General features: G+C 70.8%; 23 protein-coding genes. 13 read left to right on the top strand and 10 right to left on the bottom strand.

What is annotated here, in order from left to right; genetic code table 11:
• Positions 1–2: 2 nt before the first annotated feature.
• A complete protein-coding gene (locus tag AC07RM_RS26830; RefSeq protein WP_203202420.1) occupies positions 3–875 on the bottom strand; it encodes a LysR substrate-binding domain-containing protein in 873 nt (290 codons plus the stop codon).
• 106 nt (positions 876–981) lie between these two features.
• Between AC07RM_RS26830 and AC07RM_RS26825 the strand changes: the two genes are divergently transcribed.
• From AC07RM_RS26825 to metC, 4 genes are all read left to right on the top strand, one after another.
• Positions 982–1572 (top strand): cysteine dioxygenase family protein, encoded by a 591-nt coding sequence (locus AC07RM_RS26825; protein ID WP_208510171.1) that lies wholly within the window; start codon positions 982–984, stop codon positions 1570–1572.
• 34 nt (positions 1573–1606) lie between these two features.
• The gene (locus AC07RM_RS26820) at positions 1607–3187 is read left to right on the top strand and encodes a rhodanese-like domain-containing protein (protein WP_495336504.1); all 1581 of its coding nucleotides are present in this window, start codon (positions 1607–1609) and stop codon (positions 3185–3187) included.
• A gap of 134 nt (positions 3188–3321) precedes the next feature.
• Positions 3322–4311 (top strand): Bug family tripartite tricarboxylate transporter substrate binding protein, encoded by a 990-nt coding sequence (locus tag AC07RM_RS26815; RefSeq protein WP_495336578.1) that lies wholly within the window; start codon positions 3322–3324, stop codon positions 4309–4311.
• 32 nt (positions 4312–4343) lie between these two features.
• The gene (gene metC, locus AC07RM_RS26810) at positions 4344–5546 is read left to right on the top strand and encodes a cystathionine beta-lyase (RefSeq protein ID WP_495336503.1); all 1203 of its coding nucleotides are present in this window, start codon (positions 4344–4346) and stop codon (positions 5544–5546) included.
• 8 nt (positions 5547–5554) lie between these two features.
• Here metC and AC07RM_RS26805 read toward each other — a convergent pair whose 3' ends face one another.
• On the bottom strand, positions 5555–6751 hold the full coding sequence (locus AC07RM_RS26805; protein ID WP_495336502.1) for an MFS transporter: 1197 nt from the start codon (positions 6749–6751) through the stop codon (positions 5555–5557).
• 148 nt (positions 6752–6899) lie between these two features.
• Between AC07RM_RS26805 and AC07RM_RS26800 the strand changes: the two genes are divergently transcribed.
• The 4 genes from AC07RM_RS26800 (at position 6900) to AC07RM_RS26785 (ending at position 10523) form a co-directional block, all read left to right on the top strand.
• Positions 6900–7304, top strand: a complete 405-nt coding sequence (locus AC07RM_RS26800) for an ArsR/SmtB family transcription factor (RefSeq protein ID WP_490880004.1) — start codon at positions 6900–6902, stop codon at positions 7302–7304.
• Positions 7305–7361: 57 nt separating this feature from the next.
• Positions 7362–8768, top strand: coding sequence for a sensor domain-containing diguanylate cyclase (locus AC07RM_RS26795; protein ID WP_495336501.1), 1407 nt, complete (start codon positions 7362–7364; stop codon positions 8766–8768).
• A gap of 157 nt (positions 8769–8925) precedes the next feature.
• Positions 8926–9639, top strand: coding sequence for a peptidoglycan DD-metalloendopeptidase family protein (locus tag AC07RM_RS26790; protein WP_256222326.1), 714 nt, complete (start codon positions 8926–8928; stop codon positions 9637–9639).
• 533 nt (positions 9640–10172) lie between these two features.
• The gene (locus tag AC07RM_RS26785) at positions 10173–10523 is read left to right on the top strand and encodes an H-NS histone family protein (protein WP_093340656.1); all 351 of its coding nucleotides are present in this window, start codon (positions 10173–10175) and stop codon (positions 10521–10523) included.
• 249 nt (positions 10524–10772) lie between these two features.
• On the opposite strand, the gene AC07RM_RS26780 is transcribed toward AC07RM_RS26785, so the two are convergent.
• Positions 10773–11696, bottom strand: a complete 924-nt coding sequence (locus AC07RM_RS26780; protein ID WP_495336500.1) for a helix-turn-helix domain-containing protein — start codon at positions 11694–11696, stop codon at positions 10773–10775.
• 116 nt (positions 11697–11812) lie between these two features.
• Between AC07RM_RS26780 and AC07RM_RS26775 the strand changes: the two genes are divergently transcribed.
• Positions 11813–12520 carry a hypothetical protein gene (locus AC07RM_RS26775; protein ID WP_495336499.1) on the top strand — a complete coding sequence of 236 codons (708 nt, stop codon included), beginning with the start codon at positions 11813–11815 and terminating at the stop codon, positions 12518–12520.
• On the opposite strand, the gene AC07RM_RS26770 is transcribed toward AC07RM_RS26775, so the two are convergent.
• Positions 12521–13753, bottom strand: a complete 1233-nt coding sequence (locus AC07RM_RS26770) for a glycosyltransferase (RefSeq protein WP_495336498.1) — start codon at positions 13751–13753, stop codon at positions 12521–12523. It abuts the gene before it with no gap.
• Entirely contained in the window at positions 13750–14406 is a 657-nt protein-coding gene (locus AC07RM_RS26765; RefSeq protein WP_495336497.1) for a TetR/AcrR family transcriptional regulator, read from the bottom strand. Before AC07RM_RS26765 ends, AC07RM_RS26770 begins: the two co-directional genes overlap by 4 nt.
• Before the next feature lie 230 nt (positions 14407–14636).
• Here AC07RM_RS26765 and AC07RM_RS26760 point away from each other — a divergent pair, with 230 nt between their 5' ends.
• From AC07RM_RS26760 to AC07RM_RS26750, 3 genes are all read left to right on the top strand, one after another.
• The gene (locus tag AC07RM_RS26760) at positions 14637–17102 is read left to right on the top strand and encodes a YadA family autotransporter adhesin (protein ID WP_495336496.1); all 2466 of its coding nucleotides are present in this window, start codon (positions 14637–14639) and stop codon (positions 17100–17102) included.
• 144 nt (positions 17103–17246) lie between these two features.
• Positions 17247–18512 carry a DUF1835 domain-containing protein gene (locus AC07RM_RS26755; protein WP_495336495.1) on the top strand — a complete coding sequence of 422 codons (1266 nt, stop codon included), beginning with the start codon at positions 17247–17249 and terminating at the stop codon, positions 18510–18512.
• Positions 18513–18570: 58 nt separating this feature from the next.
• On the top strand, positions 18571–19029 hold the full coding sequence (locus AC07RM_RS26750; RefSeq protein ID WP_495336494.1) for a GNAT family N-acetyltransferase: 459 nt from the start codon (positions 18571–18573) through the stop codon (positions 19027–19029).
• Positions 19030–19415: 386 nt separating this feature from the next.
• Here AC07RM_RS26750 and AC07RM_RS26745 read toward each other — a convergent pair whose 3' ends face one another.
• From AC07RM_RS26745 to AC07RM_RS26735, 3 genes are read right to left on the bottom strand one after another with little or no spacing between them, the layout of a single operon-like run.
• Positions 19416–20141 (bottom strand): SIR2 family NAD-dependent protein deacylase, encoded by a 726-nt coding sequence (locus AC07RM_RS26745; RefSeq protein ID WP_495336493.1) that lies wholly within the window; start codon positions 20139–20141, stop codon positions 19416–19418.
• Between the two features lie 60 nt (positions 20142–20201).
• The gene (locus AC07RM_RS26740) at positions 20202–20438 is read right to left on the bottom strand and encodes a YbdD/YjiX family protein (RefSeq protein WP_093340672.1); all 237 of its coding nucleotides are present in this window, start codon (positions 20436–20438) and stop codon (positions 20202–20204) included.
• 26 nt (positions 20439–20464) lie between these two features.
• Complete coding sequence (locus AC07RM_RS26735; RefSeq protein ID WP_296787083.1) at positions 20465–22543, bottom strand: carbon starvation CstA family protein; 2079 nt, start codon at positions 22541–22543, stop codon at positions 20465–20467.
• Positions 22544–22776: 233 nt separating this feature from the next.
• Here AC07RM_RS26735 and AC07RM_RS26730 point away from each other — a divergent pair, with 233 nt between their 5' ends.
• Positions 22777–23136, top strand: coding sequence for a hypothetical protein (locus AC07RM_RS26730; RefSeq protein ID WP_093340676.1), 360 nt, complete (start codon positions 22777–22779; stop codon positions 23134–23136).
• A 9-nt stretch (positions 23137–23145) separates the two neighbouring features.
• Here the strand turns inward: AC07RM_RS26730 and AC07RM_RS26725 are convergent, their stop codons facing one another.
• Both AC07RM_RS26725 and AC07RM_RS26720 read right to left on the bottom strand, forming a co-directional pair.
• A complete protein-coding gene (locus tag AC07RM_RS26725; RefSeq protein WP_495336492.1) occupies positions 23146–23685 on the bottom strand; it encodes a C40 family peptidase in 540 nt (179 codons plus the stop codon).
• 152 nt (positions 23686–23837) lie between these two features.
• Positions 23838–24128: an HU family DNA-binding protein gene (locus tag AC07RM_RS26720; RefSeq protein ID WP_093340680.1), complete on the bottom strand. Its 291-nt coding sequence runs from the start codon at positions 24126–24128 to the stop codon at positions 23838–23840.
• Positions 24129–24290 lie beyond the last annotated feature (162 nt).

The raw sequence follows: 24290 nt of genomic DNA, 5'->3' as shown, positions 1-24290 counted from the left end.
GTTCAGGCCGCCGCGTCGGTGCGCGGCAGCCGCAGGTGCTTCTTCAGGTGCTCGAACACCTGCCGCGTGACCGGGTTCACCACGTGGCTGCGCACGTAGAGGTGGTAGGCCAGGTCGGGCAGCCGCGGCATGCCGTCGCCCACGCCGAGCACGCGCAGGCCCGCGTCGAGCTGCTCCACGCCGCGCGCCGTCACGCCGAGCCCCGCGCGCAGCGCCGCCTTGATGCCGATCAGGCTCGAGGAGGTGTAGCGCGGCGTCCAGGGCACGCCGGCCGCGTCGAGCGCCTCGTGGCCGATGCGCCGGAAGATGCTGGGCCCGTCGGCCATGATCAGCGGCACCGGCTTCGCGCGGTCGTGCACGTAGCCCGCGGCGCACAGCCACACGGTCGGCGAGTTGCGCAGCACCACGCCCTCGAACTGGGTGTCGATGCGGTTCGAGATGATCATGTCGACCTCGCCGCGCTTGAGCGAGGTCATGAGGTAGGGGCTGCGCGCCACGTGGATGTCGAGCTGCAGCAGCGGCGAGGTGCGCGCCACCTCGGTCAGCAGCAGCGGCAGCATGGTCTCGGCCACGTCGTGCGGCGCGCCGATGCGCAGGTTGCCCTCGAGCTGGCCCTCGCGCAGGCTGCGCAGCGCCTCGTCATTGAGCGCCAGCAGGTGGTGCGCGTAGTTGAGCAGGCGCTGGCCGTGCTCGGTCAGCCGCTTCTGCCGGCCCTGCTTGGCGAACAGCGGATGGCCGATCTGCTCCTCGAGCCGCTGCATCTGCTGCGTGACGGCCGACTGCGTGCGGTCCAGATGCACCGCCGCGGCGGCGAAGCTGCGATGGGTGACGACGGCCGCGAGCGTGCGCAGCAGTTCGAGGTCGAGCGTGGGCATCCATTAATTTTATTGATGTGTTTTGCGCCCGTGCTGGATTGTTCGGTGGCGCCGGGCTCACTACAGTGGCTGCACAGAAATCAGGCATCCCCACAGGAGAAACCGCATGAGCACCGCATCCGCCCCGCGCCGCGAGGCCGTCCAGAACGCCATCGGCCAGATGAAGAAAACCATCGACGGCGGTGAACCGACGCGCGAGAAGCTGGCCGAGGTGCTCGAAGCACTGCAGGGCCTGGCGGCCCGCACCGAGTACTGGCAGGCCGGCGACTACCCGCCGCCCGAGCCCGGCGAACACCAGGCGCGCTACCTGATCGCCGAGGACGCCGACCAGAGCTATGCGCTCTATCTCAACGTGATGCGTCCCGGCAAGCGCATCGTGCCGCACAACCACACGACCTGGGCCTGCATCGCCGCGGTGGAGGGCACCGAGCACAACCGCGTCTACCAACGGCTGGACGACGGCTCGGTGCCTGGCGTGGGCCGACTCGAGGAGACCGCGCTGGTGGTGGTCGCGCCCGGCGCCGGCATCGCGCTGATGCCCGAGGACATCCACTCGGTCGAGATCCAGGGCGAGCAGACCATCCGCCACCTGCACATGTACGGCCGCGCGCTCGAGACACTGGACCGCCGCACCGCCTACGACCTCGCGGCCGGCACCTGCCAGACCATGGGCATCGGCGTGCAGACGCGGCGCTGAACCGGTTCCCTCGCCTTCTTCCTTTCCGCTCCCCATGACCTCCATCGACCCGAAGACCCTCAAGCGCTGGCTGCACGACGGCGGCGAGATCGCGCTGCTCGACGTGCGCGAGCACGGCCAGTACGGCGAGTCGCACCTGTTCTACGGCGTGCCGCTTCCCTTCAGCCGGCTCGAGCTCGATGCGCCGCGCCTGCTGCCACGCCGCGGCGTGCGCGTCGTGACCTACGACGGCGGCGACGCGCAGAGCCGGGGTGTCGCGGAGCGCGCCGCCGAACGCCTGCGGGCGCTCGGCTACAGCGACGTGCACGTGCTCGAAGGCGGCACGCGCGCCTGGCAGGCCGCGGGCCACGCGCTGTTCGCGGGCGTGAACCTGCCCTCGAAGACCTTCGGCGAACTGGCCGAGGAGGCCTATCACACGCCGCGCATCGGCGCCGACGAACTCGCCGCCATGCTCGCGCGCCGCGACGACGTGGTGGTGCTCGACGGCCGGCCCGTGAGCGAGTTCTTCAAGATGAACATCCCGGGCGCGACCTGCTGCCCCAACGGCGAGCTCGCCTACCGCGTGCGCCGGCTCGTGCCCGATGAGCGCACGACCATCGTCGTCAACTGCGCGGGCCGCACGCGCAGCATCATCGGTGCGCAGACGCTGATCAACCTCGGCGTTCCGAACCCGGTCTATGCGCTCGAGAACGGCACGCAGGGCTGGTACCTGGCCGACCATGCGCTCGCGCACGGCGGCACCGAGCGCTATGCCGACGACAGCGGCACCACCGAACTGCGCGGTGCCGCGCAGGCGCTGGCCGCGCGCTTCGGCGCGCCCACGGTCGATGCGCGCACGGTGCGCGACTGGGCCGGCGACGCGGGCCGCAGCCTGTTCCTGTGCGACGTGCGCACGCCCGAGGAATTCGCGGCCGGCAGCCTGCCCGGCGCGCAGCACACGCCGGGCGGGCAGCTGCTGCAGGCGGCCGACCAGTACCTGGGCGTGCGCGGCGCGCGGCTGGTGCTGTTCGACAGCGACGGCGTGCGCGCGCCCACGGTCGCGAGCTGGCTGCGCCAGATGGGCCACGACGCGAGCGTGCTCGAGGGCGGGCTCGCGAGCGGGCTGGCGCTCGAGGCGGTTGCCGCGCCTGCGCCGAAGCCGCTCGCAACGATCGACGCGCACGCGCTGTCGGCGCGCATCGCGAGCGGCGAAGTCGCGCTGGTCGACCTGCGGCCGGGCATGGCGTTCCGCGCCGGTCACATCGCGGGTGCGCGCTGGTCGATCCGGCCACGGCTGGCCGACGACCTGCGTGGCGAGACGCGCCAGTTGGTGCTGGTGGCCGACGATCCGGCACTCGCCGCCTGGGCCGCCGCCTCCGAGCTCGCGGACCATGCAGCGCCACTGCTGCTCGAAGGCGGCATCGCCGCGTGGCGCGCCGCCGGGCTGCCGCTCGAGGCCACGCCCGCGCTGCCCGGCGATGCCGACTGCATCGACTACCTGTTCTTCGTGCACGACCGCCACGACGGCAACAAGGAGGCCGCGCGCCGCTACCTCGCCTGGGAGACCGGCCTGGTCGCGCAGCTCGACGCGCAGGAGCGCGCCGCCTTCCGATTGCCGGGCGCGCCGCAGGCCTAGCCCTCGAACCCTTCCCCGTCAGTCCACCGACCGTGGCTTCGCGCCACGGTCCGGTTTCGCTCGTCCTCGTTCGTTCCGTCCAGGAGTTCACCATGTCGACTGCTTCCGGCCTTTCCACGCACCGTCCGTCCCGCATGCGCCGCGCGCGCTGGTTGTTCGCCGCCGCGTGGAGCGCGGCCCTCGTGCTGCAGGGCGCGGCGGCCGACCCGCTGCCCGCGCGCAACGGCTACCCCACGCAGGCGATCCGCTTCATCTCGCCGTTCCCGCCCGGCGGCGGCAACGACGCCACCGCGCGCCTGGTGACCACGCGCCTGGCCGAGATCACGGGCCAGCCGGCCGTGGTCGACAACCGCGGCGGCGCGGGCGGCAACATCGGCGCCAAGGCGGTGGCCGACGCCAAGGCCGACGGCTACACCGTGCTGACCTCGCAGGTCTCGATCATGGCGGTGAACCCCGCGCTGTACGCGGCGCCGGGCTTCGATCCGGTCAAGAACTTCGTGCCGATCACGCAGATCAACGCGGCACCGCTCGCGCTGGTGGTGGAGGCGAACTCGCCGCTCAAGTCCTTCGCCGACCTGGCCGCGAAGGCCAAGGCCAGCCCCGGCAAGCTCACCTATGCGACGCCGGGCAACGGCACGCTCTCGCACCTGGTCGGCGTGGTGCTGCAGAAGGACAACGGCGTCGACATGACGCACGTGCCCTACAAGGGCGCCGGCCCCGCGCTCACCGACCTGCTCGGCGGCCAGGTCGACGTGCTCGTGACCTCCACCGCCTCGGTGGCGGGCATGGTGCAGAACGGCAAGCTGCGCGTGCTGGCCGTGACCAGCCCGCGCCGCATCGGCGTGTTCGCGAAGGTCCCCACGCTCGAGGAGCTCGGCTATGCCAACGCGCGCTTCGAGGACTGGTACGGCTTCTTCGCGCCGGCCGGCACGCCGCCCGAGCGCGTGGCCTATCTCAACGAGGCGATCGTGCGCACCCTGCACCTGCCCGAGGTGAACAAACAGGTGACCGATGGCGGCAGCGAGGTGGTCGCGAACACGCCCGAGGCCTTCGCCGCGCAGCTGCGGCAGGACATCGAGCGCTGGTCGCGCATCGTCAAGCTGTCGGGCGCGCGCGCCGACTAGCATCGACGACGTCACAACGAGACAAGATGCCCATGCCCGCCTCGCCCACCGATCCCTCCGGCCTGTCGCTCGAGACCCGCATCGCCCACCTCGGCAAGCACCCGGCCCATGCGGGCGGCGCGCCGGTCAACCCGCCGCTGGTGCGCGCGAGCACGGTGGTGTTCGACAGCGTGGCCGCGATGCGCGACGCCCGCGCGCGGCGCGGCGAGGAGCGCGTGTTCAGCTACGGCGCGCGCGGCACGCCCACCACCTTCGCGCTCGAGGATGCGGTCAGCGAGCTCGAGGGCGGCTACCGCACGCGGCTCTTTCCCACCGGCCTCGCGGCCATCGGCATGGTGCTGCTGTCCTACCTCAAGCCTGGCGACCACGTGCTGATGTCCGACAGCGTCTACGAACCGGCGCGCCACCTGGTGCATTCCTTCCTCGATCCCTACGGCATCCGCTGCAGCTTCTTCGCGGCCGACGGCAGCGGCATCGAGCAGCTGTTCGAGCCCGCGACGCGGCTGGTCTACGCCGAGTGCCCGGGCTCGCTGGTCTACGAGATGTGCGACCTGCCGAGGCTGGCCGCGCTCGCGCATGCGCGCGGCGCGCTGCTGGCGGCCGACAACACCTGGGGCTCGGGCCTGCAGTACCGCCCGCTCGCACTCGGCGCTGACATCTCGCTGATGGCCGCCACCAAGTACCTCTCGGGCCACTCCGACGTGATGATGGGCACGGTGGCTACCACGCGCGAGGCCTGGCGCGCGCTCAACGAGCGCTGCGACGCCTTCGGCATGACCGTGAGCCCCGACGACGCCTGGCTGGTGCTGCGCGGCATCCGCACGCTGTCGGCGCGGCTGCGCCTGCACGAGCAGCATGCGCTCGAGGTCGCGCGCTGGCTGCAGGCCCGGCCCGAGGTGGCGACCGTGTTCTGCCCCGCGCTGCCCACGCATCCGGGCCACGATCTCTGGCGGCGCGACTGCAGCGGCACCAACGGGCTGCTGTCCTTCGAGCTGCGGCCCGAGATCGCGCCGGCCGCGGTCGAGCGGCTGGTCGACGCGCTCTCGCTGTTCGGGCGCGGCTCGTCCTGGGGCGGCTACGAGAGCCTGGTGGCCTGGGCCAACATGCGCGCGGCGCGCAGCGTGAGCGACTGGAGCGCGCGCGGCGCGGTGGTGCGGCTGCACGTCGGGCTCGAGGCGCCGGCCGACCTGGTGGCCGACCTCGGGCGCGGCTTCGCGGCGCTGCAGGCCGCCTGAGAACAGGTTCAGGCCGGCAGCGGCGCGGCCTGCGCGCGCCGGGCCGCGCGCCGCAACCGGCCGCGCACCACGGCCGCGAGGCCGGCCGCCGCGAACACGCCCGCGGCGCCCACCCAGGGCAGCGAGCGCACCTGCTCGGCCGCCACCACCAGCGAACCGAACCATGCGCCCAGCGCGATGCCGAAGTACATCGCCGAGGCATTGAGCGACAGCACCACCGACACCGCCTGCGGTGCCTGCTGCACCAAGGTGACCTGCTGCACCGGCGGGAACGACCAGCCCACCACGCCCCAGGCCATGATCAGCCCGAACACTAGGTAGACCGCGACCTGCGGCGGCGCCGCATGCGCGACCCAGGCCAGGCCGGCCTGCACCAGGCCCAGCGCGGCCAGCGCCAGGCCGCCCACGCGCAGCGCACCGAAGCGGTCGGCCATGTGGCCGCCCAGCAGGTTGCCGATGGCGCCGCAGACGCCGAACGAGAGCAGCGCCAGCGCCACGCCGTCGTCCGACAGTCCCGCCACCAGCCGCAGCAGCGGCGACAGGTAGGTGTAGACGGCGAAGATGCCCGCGAAGCAGACCAGCGTGACGCCCAGCGTCATCAGCACGTCGGGCCGCGCGGCGATGCGCAGCCGCTCGCGCAGGCTGGGCACGGGCCAGGGCACGGTAAACGGGCGCAGCCGGGTCAGGCCGAGCAGCGACACCAGCGACAGCAGGCCGATCATCCAGAAGGTGGCGCGCCAGCCGAAGCTGTTGCCGACCCAGGTGCCCAGCGGCACGCCGAGCACGGTCGCGGCCGTCATGCCCATGTAGAGCAGCGCCAGCGCCCGGCCGCGCCGCGACGGCTCGGACGAGGCGGCCGCGTACGAACCCGCCGCCGCCATGAACAGCCCCGCGAACAGCGCCAGCAGCACGCGCGCGATCAGCAGCGCCGTGAAGCCCGGCGCGAGCGCGGCGATCACGTTGGCAAGCGTGAAGCCGCCCATCGCCAGCCGCAGTTGCCGGCCGAACGGCCAGCTCGCGGTCAAGGTGGCCGTGACCGGCGCCGCGATCGCATAGGTGAAGGCGAAGGCCATCACCAGGTGGCCCGCCTGCGCGATGGTCACGTGCAGGTCGCGCGACACCGCGGGCAGGATGCCCGCGATCACGAAGCCCTCGGTGCCGATGGCGAATGCGCCCGCCATCAGCCACACCAGTTTTGTCAGCATCCGTTTCTCTCCGGTTGGTTCAACGACTGTTGAACAAGGGCCGCGAGCGTACTGCGAAGCCGGCCTTTGTTCAATAACCGTTGAACTTCGAGGCCCTTGCGGTCCTTCGGCTTAACGCGAAGGTGTCGCTGGGTTACCCTGCTGCGCCATGTCGACCCCCGAGCTCCCGCACCCGGCCACCGAAGACATCGACCTGTCGGCCGTCTACGACGCCCTGCGCGATGCCACGCGCCGCCGCATCCTGCTGCTGCTGGACGAGCACACCGAGCTCAACTGCTCGAGCTTCCTGGGGCTGGGATCGAAGTCGCGGCTGTCCTACCACCTGGCACGGCTGCGCGAATCGGGCCTGACGCAGACCCGTGCCGAGGGCACCGCGCGCTACATGCGGCTGCGGCGCGACGACCTCGCACGGCGCTTCCCGGGCCTGCTCGACGCCATGATCACGGCCGCCCGCCAGGAGCGGCAGGACGCCCCGGCACCGCCGCCGGCACCCGCGCCAAACACCGCCGGTCGCCGGGGCGTGAAAAAAGCCCCCGCACCGGGCAACAATTAGTGACCTTTTCTTAAGGCCAAAGGTTACATTCAGGCTCCAGCGCAGCGCACACCTGCCATGAACCGGATCGGCTTCTTCCAACGCACCACTTTCCCGCCGGGAAGCGCGCCCTCGCGCCCGGCGAGCTTCATTCCCTGGCTGATCGCGGTCCAGCTCTTCGTGCTCGTGCCGATGCTGGTCTTCAGCGTCTACGTCACCACGCGCATGGGCGACCAGGCCGAGGCCCGCGAGCGCCAGCTGCTGCTCGACAAGGCCAACAGCACCGCCGCCGCGATGGCGCGCGAGGCCGACCGCCTGCGCGCCGACGTCCACCAGCTCGCCGCCCTGCCCGGCGCGGGCCAGCGCTTCGAGGTGCTGGCCTCGGGCGAGACCTCGGCCGCGCTCCATGCCCTCTACCGCCAGTACAACCCGAACGCGCTGGCCGATGCCGCGATCGCGCGCGCCAGCCTGCGGCCCGAGGGCTTCGGCGTGGTGCTGCGCGAACAGATCTGGCCCGAGGGCTGGATCGCCTCGCTGGTCGACGCCAGCGGCAAGGTGGTCGCGCGCTCGCGCGACGAGGACCGCTACCTCGGCCATCACGCCACGCCGCAGCTGCGGCAGAAGATCGCCGGCGCCGACCGCAGCGTCAGCAGCACGCTCACGCTCGACGGCCTGAAGGTGCTCTCCACCATCGCGCCGGTGCCCGGCACCGCCTGGTGGGTCGCGGTCGGCGTGCCCGAGGACACCCTGAACCGCAGCGCCCGCAACCCGCTGGCCTCGCTGCTCGGCATGGGCAGCTGCCTGATCGTGCTGGGCCTGGCCGCCTCGGCACTGATCGCGCGCCGGCTCAACCGCGAGTTCCGGCCCGCGTTCCTCAACGTGCCCGACGTGGTGGTGCCCAGCGCCACCGCGCGCGCGCTCACCGTGCCCGGCCCCGCGGCCGAGGCCATGCCCAAGCCCGGCGTGGCCGCCGAGGTGGCGCCAGCGCCCGAGGACATGGCGCGCGACGACACCACCGGCCTGCCGCTGCCCGAGGTCTTCCTCGCGCAGGTGCGGCAGGCGCGCAGCGTGGCCGAGAACAGCCCCGGCTTCCTCTGGTGCGCGATCAGCGTCGAGCTCGGCGGCCTCGCCGCGGCGCGCGACCGCCTCGGCGAGGAAGCGGCCGAACGGCTGCTGCAGGCCTTCGTCGGCCGCATGCGCCGCTCGGTGCGGCCCGGCGACGCCTGCGGGCGCGTGGACGCCGACACCTTCGTCATCGTGCTGACCGGCCCGCGCGACGGGCTGGCGCAGGCCGCCGAACGCGTCGGCTCCTCGCTGGTGCGCGGCGCGCGGGCGCTCGGCCACGGGCTGGACTGCAAGGTCGGCTTCGCCATCGGCGATCCGGCGCGGCCGGTCACGGCGGTGCTCGAACAGGCCGCCCATGCGCGGCAGGAAGCGCGCATCGACGGCGCCAGCGCCACGCGCTGGTTCAACGTCATCGCCTGAGCCTCCCGGCCTCCTACGCCGGCTCGCGGCCGCCTTCCGGACGGCCCGCCGCCGCCTCGTGCGATCATGCCCCGCCGCGCACGGCGGCTTTTGATCCAGGAGGTATCCGGTTTTGGTTTCGACAGGCAGGAACTGGCGCAGGCACGCCGCGCCGCTCGTGGCACTGACGATGGCGCTGGCCATCGCGGGCTGCTCCACCCCATCCCCGGGCAACGCGCCCGTCGAAAAGAGCGATGCACGCGGTCCCGGCAACTACGTGGTGCAGCCGGGCGACACCCTGTACCGCATCGCCTCGAAGACCGGCCGCCGGATGCAGGACATCTCGCGCTGGAACGGCATCGACGACCCGGACAAGCTCGAGGTCGGCCAGGTGCTGCGCATCGTGCCGCCGGGCGGCGCGTCGGAACCGCCGCCGCGCACCGCAGCAGGCGGCGAGCGCGAACCCTCGAAGCGGCCCGTGCCGCCGGCCCCGCGCGAATCGGGCCCGCCGCCCTCGCGCGTCGGCACCGGCGACTGGGCCTGGCCCGCGCAGGGCCAGGTGATCGCCGGCTTCAACGGCGGCAGCAACAAGGGCGTCGACATCGCCGGCAAGCTCGGCGAGCCGGTGGTCGCCGCGACCAGGGGCGTGGTCACGGTCAGCGAGACCCTGCGCGGCTACGGCAACGTGCTCATGATCGACCACGGCAGCTCGCGCATGACGGTCTACACCCACCTGCGCACCGCGCTGGTGAAGAAGGGCCAGACCGTGCAGAAGGGCCAGCAGATCGCCGAGATGGGCAATACCGACGCGGACCGGGTCAAGCTGCATTTCGAGGTTCGCGTGGGCGGGCGCGCGGTCGATCCGCGATCGTTCCTGGCCGACGGGCGATAACCCCCGGCTGACGGCGGGTCTCGCGATCCCCACCGGAATTGGGTGGACTTTGCGAATTGGGATTTCCGATCGCGCCCCGAACACGAGGATCTGAATATTCCCGGCGGCGTTCTTTGTGCCCGCCCAATTGCGGACTCGAAGATCCGCGCGAATGGCGCGCCGCACAATGCCGAGCCACTCGCGGCTGCGATGAAGTCGAATGCATTCATCGATCGGGGAAGCTATTGATGTGCAGTCCGCACCCGGCCACGACTGCCGCCGGCCGGATTCCCAATGCGCCGGTCGATGCGTTGGCAAACTCCCCAATTCCCAAAATGGAATCCGAATTCCGGTTGCCAATCAGATAAAGTCGGCGGGCCGGATCCGAAAGCCGGCACGGATTGGCGATCGGCCAACGGATGCTTTTTTTGCAGACCACCTGTCGGCAACCTGTCCTGATTTCGATCTTGCGACAATTGCTGACAACGAAAAATGCGTTCGCGGCCTAATCTCGCCTGCTCTCCTCTCTCTTCACTCCAATACAAAGCATCTCCATGGCCAAGACATTCCAACAGGTCCAGAAGCAAATCGAACAACTCCAGAAAGAAGCGGATCAGCTTCGCAAGAAGGAAGCGGACGGCGTTCTCGAACGCATCCGCGAAGCCATCGAGGTGTATGGCTTCACGGCCGCCGAACTGGGTTTCGGTCGCTCGCCGGGCCGTCCGGCCGCCGCGGCGAAGCCCGCCGCGCGCAAGGGCCGCAAAGGTCGCAAGGCAGCCACGGGCAATGCGCCCAAGTTCCGTGACGACCAGGGCAATGTGTGGAGTGGCCGTGGTCCGCGTCCCGGCTGGTTCAAGGCCGCGCTCGAAGCAGGCAAGTCGCCCGACGAACTGCTCGCGAAATAAAGCGACGGTCTTCGGGAAGCCCTGCTACCACCAGCGCGCCATCCCGAAGCCCGCTTCGGCGTTTTCGAATTGCACATGCGGCCCTTGCGGCCGCATGTCTTTTTTTGGGCTGACCTGAATTGCGCAGCGACGCAGAGACATCGATCGACGGTCTGTCTTCATCTCGGCACCGCGCCGGATGCGAACCGGCGCTGGCCTCAATTGAGCATCGCCCGAAGAGTCCCCGTGTCGTCGGGAATTGCGAGATCGCTACGCCCCGGCGCGCGGCGTCGCTGACGGCAACTCGCCGAACAGCGCCTTGTAGCGCTGCGAGAAATGGCTCAATTGATGAAAGCCCTGCGCCTCGGCCGCCTGCGACACGCTCAGTTGCGCGGGCAATGTGGCCAGCAGGCGATCGCGCACCGCATTGAGCCGCAGGCTGCGCAGGTAATGCACCGGCGTCGTGTCGGCCATCTGCCGGAAGCCGTTCTGCAGACTGCGCCGGCTGGTGCGCAGGCGCCGGCACAGCGCATCGATGTCGGGCGGCGCGGCACCGCTGGCGGCCACGATGCGATGGCACTCCGAGACGATGAAGCTGGCCGAGCTGCCCGCCACGCCCGGCGGCGCGCCGGCCGCGCCCTCGAGCACGGCATGCAAGGCCTCGAAGGTGATGCGCGCGGCGGCTTCCTCGGCCGCGGCATCGCCGCCCTGCACCAGCCCCAGCAAGGCGCGCCGCAATTGCGCCACGGCTTCGGCCGGCGCGCGCAGCACCGGTTGCGACAGCAGGCGCAGCGCCTGCGGCGGCAACGGCCGCGCATCGAGCAGGCGGCGGAACTGCTCGGCCTCGAAGGTCACGGCCAGCAGCTCCATGCCGCGCGGGCGCTGCAAGGTGAAGTCGTCGCCCGCGCGCAGCAGGAACAGGCTGTGGTCCTCGAGCGCGCGGCCCTGCACGCGCGGAACGCCCGCGCCCTGGCCGTTGCCGACCGCGAAGCACAGCCGTCCCGCGGGCAGGCAGCCCTGCTGCACCACGCGCTCGCTCATCCACTTGCGGAACACGTGCACCCCGCCCGAGACCGCCTCGGCCAGCGTGCTGCGCATCACGCCCTGCGACAGCTGCAGGTAGCGCTGCTGCCATTCGGGCGCGGAGGCGCCATGCAGATGGAAGTCGTCGAACAGGTCGAGGGTGAGGGCCATGCGTGGGCAAAGGGGCGGTGGGCTGCCAGCGTACGCCGGCCCGTGCATTTTGCCGATTTGGGTTAACGAGCGTTCGGCCTCCCGCCGCACACTGCCGGCCTCCCTGGAGTCCGACCATGGCTACAACGCTTGCATCGCATGGCCGCAAGGCCTTCACCACGGCGCTGGTCGCCTGCGCGGCGGCGCTTGCCGGCTGCGGCACGGCGCCGAACGCCCTTCCCTCTTTTCCCTCTTCTTCTTCCAACCAGAGCAGACCCATGACCGAGGAACAGACCAAGCAAGCCATTCAAGGCGACTGGATCAGCATCGCGCCCGAAGTCCGGCCCAGCGCCGCGAAGAACGCCGACGGCACGCTCAAGCCCTTCTACCTGAAGCGTGCCTTCAAGGCCCTGCCCGACGACCGCTTCGAGCTCGCCATCGTCAATTCGGCCGACCCGAATGGCGCGGTACCGCTCGCACGCATCCTCATCAAGGGCCACATGCTGTGGCGCTGCGCGCACCCGATCGCGGCCGGCGCGCAGAAGGTGGACTTCGTGGCCGACGAGGCCTACGAGGTCACGCCGCTGATCCAGGGCTTCGCCGACCTGCTGAACCAGGTGGCGAGCCAGGGCTATGCGAAGTGGGAACTCAACGGCACGCAGAGCGTGTTCGGCAAGAGCTTCGCGCCCTTCGGCCTGGCCGCGGGCCGCCACTTCATGGAGTACGACCTCGTCTACCTGCACGGCGACATGCTGTTCTGGGGCGCGCGCCACATCGACGGCCGCGGCTTCGACACCGAGCAGAACCGGCCGACCAACCTGCAGATCCCGCTGGTGCGCCCCTGATCAGCGCGCGAGCGTGGCCTCGATGAAGGCCACGGCGCGCGCCAGCCCCTGCTCGGCGCGCATGCGCTCGCCGAGTTCGCGCGCCCGCGAGCGCACCGCCGCGTCGTCGGTCCAGGCGATGCCGCGCGCCAGGTTTTGCGCCGTGAGCCGCGTGCCGGCCACCGCCGCGGGGGCCACGCCGGCGCGCGCGAGCTGGTGGGCCCAGAAGAACTGGTCGCCCGCGAACGGCACCACCACCGAGGGCACGCCGGCACGCGCCGCCGAATGCGTGGTGCCCGAACCGCCGTGGTGCACCACCGCCGCCATGCGCGCGAACAGCCAGTCGTGCGGCACGTCGCCCACCGCGTGGAAGTTGGCGGGCAGCCCCTGCACCGCCATGCCGCTCCAGCCCGGGTTGAACACCGTGCGCCGGCCCGCCATCGCCTCGACCAGGGTCGCGCGCATGCGCACCGCATCGAAGCCCGTCATGCTGCCGAAGCCCAGGTAGACCGGCGCTTCGCCGGCGTCGAGAAAGGCCTGCAGCGCCGCGGGCACCTGCCACGCGCTGGCGGGCGGCATCCACTGCCCGAAGGCGACCGCGTTGCCGGGCCAGTCGGCCGGACGCGGCAGCAGGCTCGGCGAGAAGCCGTAGAGCATCGGGTGCCCGTCCCAGATCTTCCGGCGCGCGGGCAGGCCGCAGACCTCGGCGCGCGCCGCATTGATCGCCGGGCGGAAGGCACGCCACAGCATCGCGTTGACGAAGCGGTGGCTGGTGCGGTGCAGCCAGCGCGGCACCTTCGCGGGCGGCAAGAAGGGCGTGGCGAAATCGCGCGTGGGCGTGAGCGGAAACATCCCCGCGCCGATCACCGGCACGCGCAGCGCATCGCCGGCCGAGAGCCCGACGAAGGCCGCGAGGCCCGCCGACACGATGGCGTCGCAGCCGCGCGCCGCCTCGACGGTCTGCCGCAGCCAGGTTGCGGCATTGGCATTGGCGATGGCCGCGAGCGCCTTCGCGGCCGCGCCCGGGTTGTGGCTCTGCGCCACCACGTTGGCGATCGCGCCGCTCGCGCCCAGCGCGCCCTGGATGTCGCCGGCCAGCGCCTGCGAGCGCACGCCCAGGCGCTGCGCGGTGCCGAGTGTGGACGCATCGGCCAGCAGCAAGGTCGAATGGCCGGCCACGTCGAGCGCATGGCACAGCGCGGCGAGCGGACGCGCATCGCCCTCGGTGCCGTAGGTGACGACCGCGATCTTCATGCGCGCTTCCTCCTCGCGGGCCTGCCGGCGGCGCGCGTGCCGTCGACGAAGACCGCGACGATCGCCGCGAACTCCTCGCCCAGTTCCAGGCCCGGCAGCGTGAGCCAGCGCATCAGCGCGCCGAAGTACAGGTGGTGCAGCAGCTGCGCGAGATGCTCGGGCGCGAGGTCGGCGCGCAGGCTGCCTTCGTGCTGCGCCTCGCGGATCAGCAGCGCGAACAGCCCGATCAGGTCGCGCGGCCGGCCCTCGGGATCGCCGCCGCCGTCGATCTCGGACTCGATGTTGAGGAAGCGGAAACGGAAGTAGTCGAGCAGGTAGGCGCGATGGCGCTGCGACCATGCGGCCGAGGCCTCGAGCAGGCGCGCGAGCCGCGCCTCGAAGCCGCCGGGCGCGCCGACCAGCTCGGCCAGCCGCGCGGTATCGGCCGCGAGCGCCATGTGGACCCAGTGCGCGAGCACCGCTTCCTTGGTCGCGAAGTGGTTGTAGAGCGTGCCCTTGGCCACGTCGGCCTGCAGCGCGATCTGCTCCATCGTGGTGGCGTCGTAGCCCTGGGTCTCGAACAGCCGCATGGCGGTGGTCGCCACGTGGTCGAGCGTCTGGACGCGCCGCCGCTCGCGACGGCCGGGAGGTTCGGGGAGTTTGGGCGATGGCAAGGCGGAAACCTTGATATTGAACGTCGTCCAAGTTTATACGACGTCTAAAAATTCTCCGATGCCGAACGGTCCGCGGACAGACCGGAGCGACCTGTCCTCCACGTACCGGCCGAGGAGCACACGAACTTTTTTACTTGTTTTCGGGGATTGAGCGGCCACGGGCTTGCACGCAGAGTACGCACGCTGTTTCGCAACCGTCTTTTTTTCACGACTCGATTCTGGGAGTTCGCATGTCCGGCCGTCTCACTGCTGCTTCTTCTTTCTCCCGCCCGTCGCGGCGGCCGCGCTCGCACGGCATCGCGTTGTCGGCCCTGAGCGCGGCCCTGCTGCTGCTGGCGGCCGCGCCATCGGCCGTGCTCGCGCAAGGCGTGCAACTGGGCAGCGGCGGCAATGGCGGTGCCGGCAGCAACGGCGCGGGCGGTGCGGGCGGCGCGCCGGGCGCGGCCGGCAGCAACGGCTACCTGACCAACAACTTGGGCCAGGGCGGCGCGCCGGGCCAGGGCGCGGGCCCGGCCTGGCTGTCCGCGGGCGGCGGCGGCGGCAGCACCGCGGCGAACGGCGCCGTGGCCATCGGCATCGGCGCCAACGGCGCCAACGCGCCGAGCATCGACGCCGCCGGTGCCGGCGGCGGCGGCGCGCTCGCCAGCGTCGGCGGCGCCACGGCCATCGGCGGCGGCGGTGGCGGCGGCAGCGGCTTCTTCACGGGTGGTGTCGGCGGCAACGGCGCCAGTGCCACGGCCAGCGGTGCCACGGCCATCGGCAGCGGCGGCAGCGGTGTCAGCGACGACCTTCGCGGCGGCAACGGCGGCAATGGCGCCCAGGCCAGCGGCATCGCCAGCACGGCCATCGGCAGCGGCGCTTCGGGCACGGGACCCAGCCAGTCGGGTGCCAGCGGCGCCGTGGCCAGCGGCAACTACACGACGGCCATCGGCGGCTCGAACGCCGGCATGAACAGCGCACGCGCGACGGCCGACAACGCCACCGCGCTGGGCAACGGCGCACTGGCTTCGGGCAAGAACTCGGTGGCGCTGGGCCAGGGCTCGGTCGCGAGCGGCGACAACACGGTCTCGGTCGGCGGCAACGGCACCACGCGCGTGATCACCAACGTCGGCGCCGGCAACATCGCCGCCGGCAGCACGGACGCCGTGACCGGCGGCCAGGTCTACGGACTGAGCCAGAGCCTGAGCACGGCGGTGCTCGACACCTCGAGCCTGTCGACCGCCGTGGCGAACCTGTCGACCGGGGTCGGCACGCTGTCGACATCGACGTCCACCAGCATCGGCTCGCTGTCCACCGGCGTGGGCGCGCTGTCCACCAGCGTCGATGCGCTGTCGGCGTCGACGTCCACCGGCATCGGCTCGCTCTCCACGAGCGTCGGCGCACTGTCGACCTCGACCTCCACCAGCATCGCTTCGATCTCCACGAGCGTCGGTGCACTGTCGACCTCGACCGCCACCAGCATCGGTTCGCTCTCCACCAGCGTCGGCGCGCTGTCGGCATCGACCTCCACCAGCATCGGTTCGCTCTCCACCGGCGTCGCGACACTGAACACCGGCCTGAACAACCTCTCGACCGGCGTGGCCACGCTGTCGACGTCCACCGCCAACTCGGTCGCCAGCCTGTCGACCTCGACTGCGCAGGCGCAGAGCACGGCCAACGCGGCCGGTGTCGCCGCGGCCTCGGCCCAGGGCACGGCCAACACCGCGCTCGGCGCGGCCAATGCGGCGCAGGCCAGCGCGAACAAGGCGCAGGGCACCGCCGACAACGCGCTCGGCCTGGCGCAGAACTCGGTGCAGTACGACGCGGGCGGCGGCAGCGTCTCGCTCAATGCCAACGGCGGCGCCGGCACCCTCATCGGCAACGTGCGCGCGGGCCAGGCCGCCACCGACGCCGCCAACGTGGGCCAGGTGCAGCAGGCCCAGCAAGGCGCGATCAGCAGCGCGAACAACTTCACCAGCCAGCAGGTCATGGCACTGCAGACACTGATGAACCAGGCGTTTTCGAACGGGCTGTGCAGCTTCTCGGGCGGCAACGTCACCTGCGGCACGGGCGCGAGCGCCAGCGGCCAGGGCGCCACCGCTTTCGGCCCGAACGCGCAGGCCAACGGCAACGACACCGTGGCGGTCGGCAACGGCGCGCAGGCCAGCCATGCGGGCTCGGTCGCCATCGGCGCGGGCGCGCGCGCGCTGGCCGATCCGACCACCGCGGTCGGCAACAACGCCCAGGCCCTCGGCAACGATTCGGTCGCGCTCGGCGCCAACACGCTCGCCACCGGCCGCAATGCCGTGGCACTGGGCCAGGGGTCGGTCGCCACACGCGACAACAGCGTGTCGGTGGGCAACCAGGCCACCGGGCTCGCGCGCACCATCACCAACGTCGCGCCGGGCGTGCTGCCCGGCGATGCCGTCAACCTCGGCCAGATGCAGCAGGCCGTCGCCACCGCGACCAACGAAGTCCGCAGCTTCGCCGCGCAGGGCATCGCATCGGCACTGGCCATGCCCGGCATCCCCATGCTCGCGCCCGGACAGCGCTGGGTGGGCGCCGCGGTCGGCAACTACGCGGGCGCCTCCGCGCTGGGCATGGCCTTCGGCTACCAGGTCAGCGAGCGCCTGAACCTGGGGCTGGGCGTGTCGACCGGAACCAGCGGCAGCGCCAACCACGTGGCCACGCGGGTGCAGGTCGGCTACGCCTGGTAGCGAGGCCGGGGCGCGTCCTAGAATGCGGGCCGGCGTCTTCCACGCCTCCCGTCCGCGGAAAGGGCTGCGCCCAGGTTTCATCCCCCATCGCATGCCCATGCGACTCCCGGCCAGACAGCGGACACGGCCGACACTGGAGTTCGTATGTCCAACACCCCTCGCGACACCCATCGCGCCTCGGCCCGCAGCGGCCACATCAACCTCGAGCAGCAGCGCAAGCGCGCCAAGGAACTGCTCGCGCGACTCGCCGATGGCAGCGCCGCTGCGCCAGCGTCCCGTCCTTCGCGTCGGAGCGCTTCGGCACCACGGCTGGCCGACGCCCAATGGCTGATCGCGCGCGAGCTCGGCTTCGCGAGCTGGCCCCGGCTCAAGGCCCATGTCGACGCGGTCGACTTCGCCGCGGCGCATCCGGGCTTCGTGGCCGACGACGAGGCCGGCACCCGGCACTGGCGCTGCGGCAACGACATCGCCCACACCCTGCAGCTCGCCGGTTTCCGCGGCGACTTCCACATGTTCGCGGACCCGCTGTGCATGGGCCCGGTGCCCGAGCAGCCCGAAGCCGCCTTCATCGAGACGCGCAGCGCCTTCGTCGCCCGGACCTTCGGCCTGCCGCCCGACGATGCACGCGGCCGCATGCGCGGCGAATACGAAGCGCTCGCGCGCCTGCCCGATGCAAGCCGCGCCGTGCTCTGGTGCGAGGCCGATGCCTACGACCAGCTGTTCCTGATCGCCGTGCTCGCGCGGCTCGAGCGCCTGCCCGCGAAGCTCGAGCTGATCGAGATCGATCGCGTGCCCGGCGTCGACCGCTTCATCGGCATCGGCCAGCTCGCACCCGCCGTGCTGGCCTGGCTGTGGCCGCGCCGCAGGCCCATCGATGCGCCTGCGCTCGAACTCGCGCGCAACGCATGGCGCGCCTACCGCGCGCCCTCGCCCGAAGCCTGGGCCGACATCGCGCACGGCGAGACGCCCGCCCTGCCCTTCCTCGCGCCCGCGTTGCGGCGGCAATTGCAGGAGCTGCCCTCGCTGCGCGACGGCCTCTCGCTGACCGAGCGCCTGGTGCTCCAGACCATCGACGAGCACGACCGGCTCGCGTTCGGCCAGGTCTACGCCGAACTCAACGAGCACCGCGAGCCGCTGCCCTTTCTCGGCGACCTGATGTTCCATGCGCTCGTGCGTCCCTTGATCGATGCGGCCGAGCCGCTGATCGTGGAATCCGATGCACAGCGCGACTGGCCCCAGCGCCCGCTCGAACTCACGACACTGGGCCGGCGCGTGCTCGCGGGCGAGAGGTACTGGATCGACCATGCGAGCCACGAACGCTGGATCGGCGGCGTGCGCATCGAGCCCCGCAAAGCGCACTGGGCGATCGACGATGCACTGCGCCCCGTCTGGCGCGGCGAGCCTCGCTGAGTTCGCAGCGCGCGGGGTGCTTTGCTACCCTGCGCGCTTCATCTCATCCGACAGCCCCATGACCACGATCTCCGTCCGCCAGGCCGTGATGGCCGACCTCGATGCACTGGCCGCGCTGTTCGACCAGTACCGCCAGTTCCAGGGCCAGCCCCGCGACCTGCCCGCCGCACGCGCCTTCCTGCGCGAGCGCCTCGACCATGGCGAATCGGTGGTCTTCCTCTGCCACGACGGCACCGTGCCCGTCGGCTTCGCGCAGCTCTACCCGATCTTCTCGTCGGTCTCGCTCACGCGCGTGTTCATCCTCAACGACCTGTTCGTCGCCGCGGCCGGACGCCGCAAGGGCGTCGCCTCGCGCCTGCTCGCGGCCCTCGAGTCGTATGCATGGTCACTGGGTGCCGCGCGCATCTCGCTGAACGTCGCACGCGAGAACGTGTCGGCGCAGCAGCTCTATGAACGGCAAGGCTGGGAGCAGGACAGCAAGTACTTCATGTACCACCGCTTTCCTGCCGCGTCGTAGCGCCGTGCGAGTACAGCGATGGGCTGGCTCGGTCCAATTGCGAGGCCCGGAGCCCTCACCCTAACCCTCTCCCAGAGGGAGAGGGGACAAGACAAACACAAGGCCGAGCGAAGCGATGGCCCGAGCGGCATTGCAAGGCCGAGCGAAGCAAAGGCCCGGGTCACCCCCTCTGGCTGCGCCGAGGAGCGCAGCGTTTCGCGGATAAGGGCTCGCAGCTGTTTGAGCGAAGCGAGTTCTGCGAGACCCCGCGAAACGCGAGCACCGCAGGTTGCCCGTAGCGAAGCGAAGGGTCGCAGACAGTGGGGTCGCCTTTTCTTTGGTTACTTTCTTTTGGCGAGACAAAAGAAAGTGACTCGCCCGCCGGGGCGAAATCCCGGCCTGCAATCTCACCCCACCCCCAACCCCTCCACCATCAACGGCAACAAGACTTCCGAAGCCCCTCTAAGCACGACAAGCGCCCGATCATCCAGATGCCCAACAGGCTCGAGATTCAGCGTAATCAAAGCAGCCCCGTGCCCCATCGCCAACACAGGCAAATCCGCCGCCGGATAAACCACAGCCGTACTCCCCACGAGCAAGAACAGATCGCAGTCGCCAGAAGCCTCCTGCGCATCCATCAACACCCCCGGATTCAGCATCTCCCCAAACATCACCACATCCGGCCGCGCATGCCCCCCACACCGCAAGCAGCGATGAAAGGGCCACGGCCCATGCCGATTCCCGCACCGATCGCACCGCCACCGCCGCAGATTCCCATGCAACTCGAGCACGTCGACACACCCCGCCTGTGTCAGCAACCCATCGACGTTCTGCGTGATCAATCGCGTAGCCGGCCGCAACCGCTGCAGCGCAGCCAACGCCCGATGCCCCGGATTGGGCGCCGCCTCCTCGATCACAGCCAGCCGCTGCCCCCAGAACTTCGTGAAGCCCGCCGGATCGCGCGCCAGGTCCTCCGCATGCGAGAACTGGATCGCGTTCTGCTGCATCCACAGCCCATCGGCGTCCCGGTAGGTCGGGATGCCCGAGGCGCGGGACAGCCCCGCGCCGGAAAAAACGACGACGCGCCGGCTTGCGTTCAGCAGGTCGATCGCCGTCTCCAACTCTTCTTGCATGAATGAAAAAACGCTTCCTTCGGAAGCGTGGTGATCGTCAGCGGACCATTCTCGCCCAGCTCAACAGCAGCGCCCCTTGCCCGCGCCGTAGCGCGCCTCGAGCCGTTCGCGGAAGAAGGCCTCGTAGCTCATCGGCGGCCGGTCGGGATGCGTGGCCGCCATGTGGCTCAGGTAGACGTCGTAGTCGGGCAGCCCGACCATCAGCCGCAGCGACTGCCGGATCGAGCGCGCGATGTAGCGCCCGGTGTCCGCGAGGCCGCGGCCTTCCGTGGTGGCGAGCGCTTCATCGATGGGCATCGTGCGTTCCCTTGCGGTTCGCGCACTCAGTGCGCGCCGCGCGCCGCCACCGCGCCGCCCATCGGCTCGAACGGCGTCTCGTGCGCGGTCGGCCGGTTGGCCGCGCGCGCCGCGATGCAGGCCTTGATGCTGTAGACCAGCACGCTGAGCACCACGAACATGAAGAGAGCGCACAGCGCGGCATCGAGCCGGTCGTTGAAGACGATGCGCTCCATCGCCGCCGTGGTCTTGGCCGGTGCCACCAGCACGCCGTTGGCCAGGCCTTCGCTGTACTTCGCCGCATGCGAGAGGAAGCCGATCTTCGGATCGCTCGAGAAGATCTTCTGCCAGCCCGCGGTCAGCGTGCAGGCCAAAAGCCAAACGGCCGGCGCCGCCGCCACCCAGGCATAGCGCTCGCGCTTCATGCGGAACAGCACCACCACGCCGAGCAGCAGCGCCACCGCGGCCAGCATCTGGTTCGAGATGCCGAACAGCGGCCACAGCGTGTTGATGCCGCCCAGTGGATCGACCACGCCCTGGTAGAGGAAGTAGCCCCAGGCCGCCACGCACAGCGCGGTCGCGACCAGGTTGGCCGGCAGCGAGTCGGTGCGCTTGAGCGCGGGCACGAAGCTGCCCAGCAGGTCCTGCAGCATGAAGCGGCCCGCGCGCGTGCCGGCATCGACCGCCGTCAGGATGAAGAGCGCCTCGAACAGGATCGCGAAGTGGTACCAGAAGGCCATCATGGCCTGGCCGCCGATCACCTGGTGCAGGATGTGCGCCATGCCGACCGCGAGCGTGGGCGCGCCGCCGGCGCGGCCCAGGATGGTGGTCTCGCCCACGTCCTTGGCGGTCTGCAGCAGCATCTCGGGCGTGACCACGAAGCCCCAGCCCGAAATGGTCTGCGCCGCCTGCTGCACCGTGGTGCCGATCAGGGCACCGGGGCTGTTCATCGCGAAGTAGATGCCGGGCTCGATGCACGAGGCCGCCACCAGCGCCATCACGGCGACGAAGGACTCGGCCAGCATGCCGCCGTAGCCGATGAAGCGCGCATGGCGCTCGTTGTCGAGCATCTTGGGCGTGGTGCCCGAGGAGATCAGCGCATGGAAACCCGACACCGCGCCGCAGGCGATGGTGATGAACAGGAACGGGAACAGGTTGCCCGACCACACCGGGCCGTTGCCCTGCGCGAACTGCGTCACCGCGGGCATCTGCAGCGTGGGCGCCACGACCACGATGCCGATCGCCAGCGCGATGATGGTGCCGATCTTCAGGAAGGTCGACAGGTAGTCGCGGGGCGCGAGCAGCAGCCACACCGGCAGGCTCGCGGCGACGAAGCCGTAGCCCACGAGCATCCAGGTCAGCGCCTTGCCGTCGAAGGTGAAGGCCGGGCCCCAGACCGGGTCCTGGCTGACCCACTGGCCGCCGAAGATCGCGAGCATCAGCAGCACGAAGCCGATGATCGACACCTCGCCGATGCGGCCCGGGCGGATGTAGCGCAGGTAGAGGCCCATGAAGACCGCGACCGGAATCGTCGCGGCCACCGTGAAGGTGCCCCACGGCGATTCGGCCAGCGCCTTCACCACGATCAGCGCCAGCACCGCGAGGATGATGATCATGATCATGAAGGTGCCGAACAGCGCGATCATGCCGGGCACCACGCCCATCTCCTGCTTGACCAGGTCGCCGAGCGAGCGGCCGTCGCGGCGCGTGGAGATGAACAGCACGATGAAGTCCTGCACCGCGCCCGCGAACACCACGCCCGCGAGCACCCACAGCAATCCGGGCAGGTAGCCCATCTGCGCCGCCAGCACCGGCCCCACCAGCGGACCCGCGCCCGCGATGGCCGCGAAGTGGTGGCCGAACAGCACGTTCTTGTCGGTCGGCACGTAGTCCAGGCCGTCGTTGTGGCGGTGCGCCGGCGTCTTGCGATTGCCGTCCAGGCCCAGCACCTTGTCGGCGATGAACAGGCTGTAGTAGCGGTAGGCGATCAGGTAGGTGCAGATCGCGGCGGCGACCACCCAGATCGCGTTGATCGTTTCCCCACGACTCAGGGCCACGGTGCCTAGCGCGAAGGCGCCGAACACCGCGATGACGAGCCACACCAGGTGGCGGCGGATGCTCTGCATGCTTTGTCTCCTCGGATTTGTCGAACCCCGGGAGTCTTGCCGGATGCGTGCGCGCTGCCATCCGTCGCACCGCGCGGGCGAAGCGCGTGGCTTTGCGTAATGGAAAACCCGGGGGCCGCGCGATCGGCGGCGTTTACGGCTTCTTGATGCACCCCGCCGCGCATTCGACGCCGTTTTTATGCGCGGCTTTCCATACTCGATGCATTTCCGATGCCAGCACTGCGAGCACGCGCATGAACACGAACAACGCCCTGTGGCGCCGCGCCGCGGCCTGGGCCGGCCAGGTGCGGGCCCGGCCCGACATGACGCTGCTGTGGACCTGCTGCGGCACGCCCGCGCTGGGCACGCAGGCGCTGCTCGGGCACGCCGGCAGGCACGAACTGCGGCTCGCGTCGTGCAGCCATTGCGGCGCGCAGTGGCTCTACCTCATGCAGGCGAACGACTGGCTGCCCTTGACCCGCGACGATGCCGCGGCCCTGCGCGCGACCCACGGCACGGCCCGTGCCGCGCTGCTCGCGCGCTGGGCCGAGGACGACGAACAGGCCGACTGGCGCCGGCGCAAGCAGCGCGCGAGACGCGAGGCCGAGGAGTGAGCGCGCGGCTCAGCCGGGCCGCCGCACCTGCACCGGCTGGCGCGACCAGTAGATGCCGTCGAGCCGGTCGAGCCTGACCTCGCCACCGGTCGAGGGCGCATGCACGAAGCGGTTGGCACCCACGTAGATGCCCGCATGCGTCGGCGTGCCCGCGCCGAAGATCACGAGGTCGCCGGTGCGCATCTCGGAGGTCGGCACGCCCTGCCCGAACGAGGCCATGCGCGCCACCGTGCGCGGCGTCGACTGCCCCACGCTCTCGCGGTAGACATAGCCGATCAGGCCGCTGCAATCGAAGCCGCCATCGGGCGTGTTGCCGCCGTAGCGGTACGGCGTGCCGACCAGCCCCAATGCATGGATCGCGATGCTGTTCGACTGCTCGTCGCTCAGCGGCGAGCTGCGCACCGTGGGCGTCGACGGCGAGGGCGGCGGCGTGGGCCGGCTGGCGCAGCCCGCGGCCAGGATCGCCACCGCGCAGGCCCCGGCGGCAAGGAACCGATGCAGTTGCGTCGGGATGCGGTGGCCGGAGTCGTGCGCGCGTGCGTCGTGCATGTCGATGGACGGGTCTTGTGAACGTGCGCGCACTCTAGCGCGAATGCCCGCGCGCCAAAAGCAAACCCTCCGCGTTCCACGCGCATCGGATGCGCGGGCCCGCGGAGGGCTGGGGTGCAGCGCGCGTGAACCGCGCGCCGCGAAGCACGGGATCAGGCCTGCTGTGCCACGCCGTTCACCACGTCCTTCAGCGCCTTGCCGGCGGTGAACTTGGGGGCCTTGCTGGCCTTGATCGTCAGGGGCTGGCCGGTCGACGGGTTGCGGCCCGTGCGCTCGGGACGGCTGGTCACCGCGAAGGTGCCGAAGCCGATCAGTTGCACCGTGTCGCCGCCGGCGAGCGCGCGCGAGAGGTTGTCGAGCGCCGCGTCGAGGGCGCGGGCGGCGTCGGCCTTGCTCAGGCTGGTGTCGTTGGCAATGGCGGCAATGAGGTCGGTCTTGTTCAAAACGAGTGATTCCTTGTGGATGGATGACAGTTCGGTGACGCCCCCGCGCAGCGAAGCGGCGGGAACGCACCGGCTCGAATTTAACGGGCGCTACGCCGGCCTCCGGCCGGCACGCACGCGAAAGCGAGGCAGCGTGAACGATGCACGGGTTCGGAGCGATCC

It is taken from the genome of Variovorax sp. GW821-FHT09B05 (assembly GCF_059418265.1).
The sequence above is the reverse complement of the archived record's forward strand: the minus strand, read 5'-3'. Positions and strand labels throughout refer to the sequence as shown.

Excerpts from the sequence above, each read along its gene's own strand:
- AC07RM_RS26830 (WP_203202420.1), bottom strand. The coding sequence starts at position 875 with ATGCCCACGCTCGACCTCGAACTGCTGCGCACGCTCGCGGCCGTCGTC.
- AC07RM_RS26825 (WP_208510171.1), top strand. The coding sequence starts at position 982 with ATGAGCACCGCATCCGCCCCGCGCCGCGAGGCCGTCCAGAACGCCATC.
- AC07RM_RS26820 (WP_495336504.1), top strand. The coding sequence starts at position 1,607 with ATGACCTCCATCGACCCGAAGACCCTCAAGCGCTGGCTGCACGACGGC.
- AC07RM_RS26815 (WP_495336578.1), top strand. The coding sequence starts at position 3,322 with ATGCGCCGCGCGCGCTGGTTGTTCGCCGCCGCGTGGAGCGCGGCCCTC.
- metC (WP_495336503.1), top strand. The coding sequence starts at position 4,344 with ATGCCCGCCTCGCCCACCGATCCCTCCGGCCTGTCGCTCGAGACCCGC.
- AC07RM_RS26805 (WP_495336502.1), bottom strand. The coding sequence starts at position 6,751 with ATGCTGACAAAACTGGTGTGGCTGATGGCGGGCGCATTCGCCATCGGC.
- AC07RM_RS26800 (WP_490880004.1), top strand. The coding sequence starts at position 6,900 with ATGTCGACCCCCGAGCTCCCGCACCCGGCCACCGAAGACATCGACCTG.
- AC07RM_RS26795 (WP_495336501.1), top strand. The coding sequence starts at position 7,362 with ATGAACCGGATCGGCTTCTTCCAACGCACCACTTTCCCGCCGGGAAGC.
- AC07RM_RS26785 (WP_093340656.1), top strand. The coding sequence starts at position 10,173 with ATGGCCAAGACATTCCAACAGGTCCAGAAGCAAATCGAACAACTCCAG.
- AC07RM_RS26780 (WP_495336500.1), bottom strand. The coding sequence starts at position 11,696 with ATGGCCCTCACCCTCGACCTGTTCGACGACTTCCATCTGCATGGCGCC.
- AC07RM_RS26775 (WP_495336499.1), top strand. The coding sequence starts at position 11,813 with ATGGCTACAACGCTTGCATCGCATGGCCGCAAGGCCTTCACCACGGCG.
- AC07RM_RS26770 (WP_495336498.1), bottom strand. The coding sequence starts at position 13,753 with ATGAAGATCGCGGTCGTCACCTACGGCACCGAGGGCGATGCGCGTCCG.
- AC07RM_RS26760 (WP_495336496.1), top strand. The coding sequence starts at position 14,637 with ATGTCCGGCCGTCTCACTGCTGCTTCTTCTTTCTCCCGCCCGTCGCGG.
- AC07RM_RS26755 (WP_495336495.1), top strand. The coding sequence starts at position 17,247 with ATGTCCAACACCCCTCGCGACACCCATCGCGCCTCGGCCCGCAGCGGC.
- AC07RM_RS26750 (WP_495336494.1), top strand. The coding sequence starts at position 18,571 with ATGACCACGATCTCCGTCCGCCAGGCCGTGATGGCCGACCTCGATGCA.
- AC07RM_RS26745 (WP_495336493.1), bottom strand. The coding sequence starts at position 20,141 with ATGCAAGAAGAGTTGGAGACGGCGATCGACCTGCTGAACGCAAGCCGG.
- AC07RM_RS26740 (WP_093340672.1), bottom strand. The coding sequence starts at position 20,438 with ATGCCCATCGATGAAGCGCTCGCCACCACGGAAGGCCGCGGCCTCGCG.
- AC07RM_RS26735 (WP_296787083.1), bottom strand. The coding sequence starts at position 22,543 with ATGCAGAGCATCCGCCGCCACCTGGTGTGGCTCGTCATCGCGGTGTTC.
- AC07RM_RS26730 (WP_093340676.1), top strand. The coding sequence starts at position 22,777 with ATGAACACGAACAACGCCCTGTGGCGCCGCGCCGCGGCCTGGGCCGGC.
- AC07RM_RS26725 (WP_495336492.1), bottom strand. The coding sequence starts at position 23,685 with ATGCACGACGCACGCGCGCACGACTCCGGCCACCGCATCCCGACGCAA.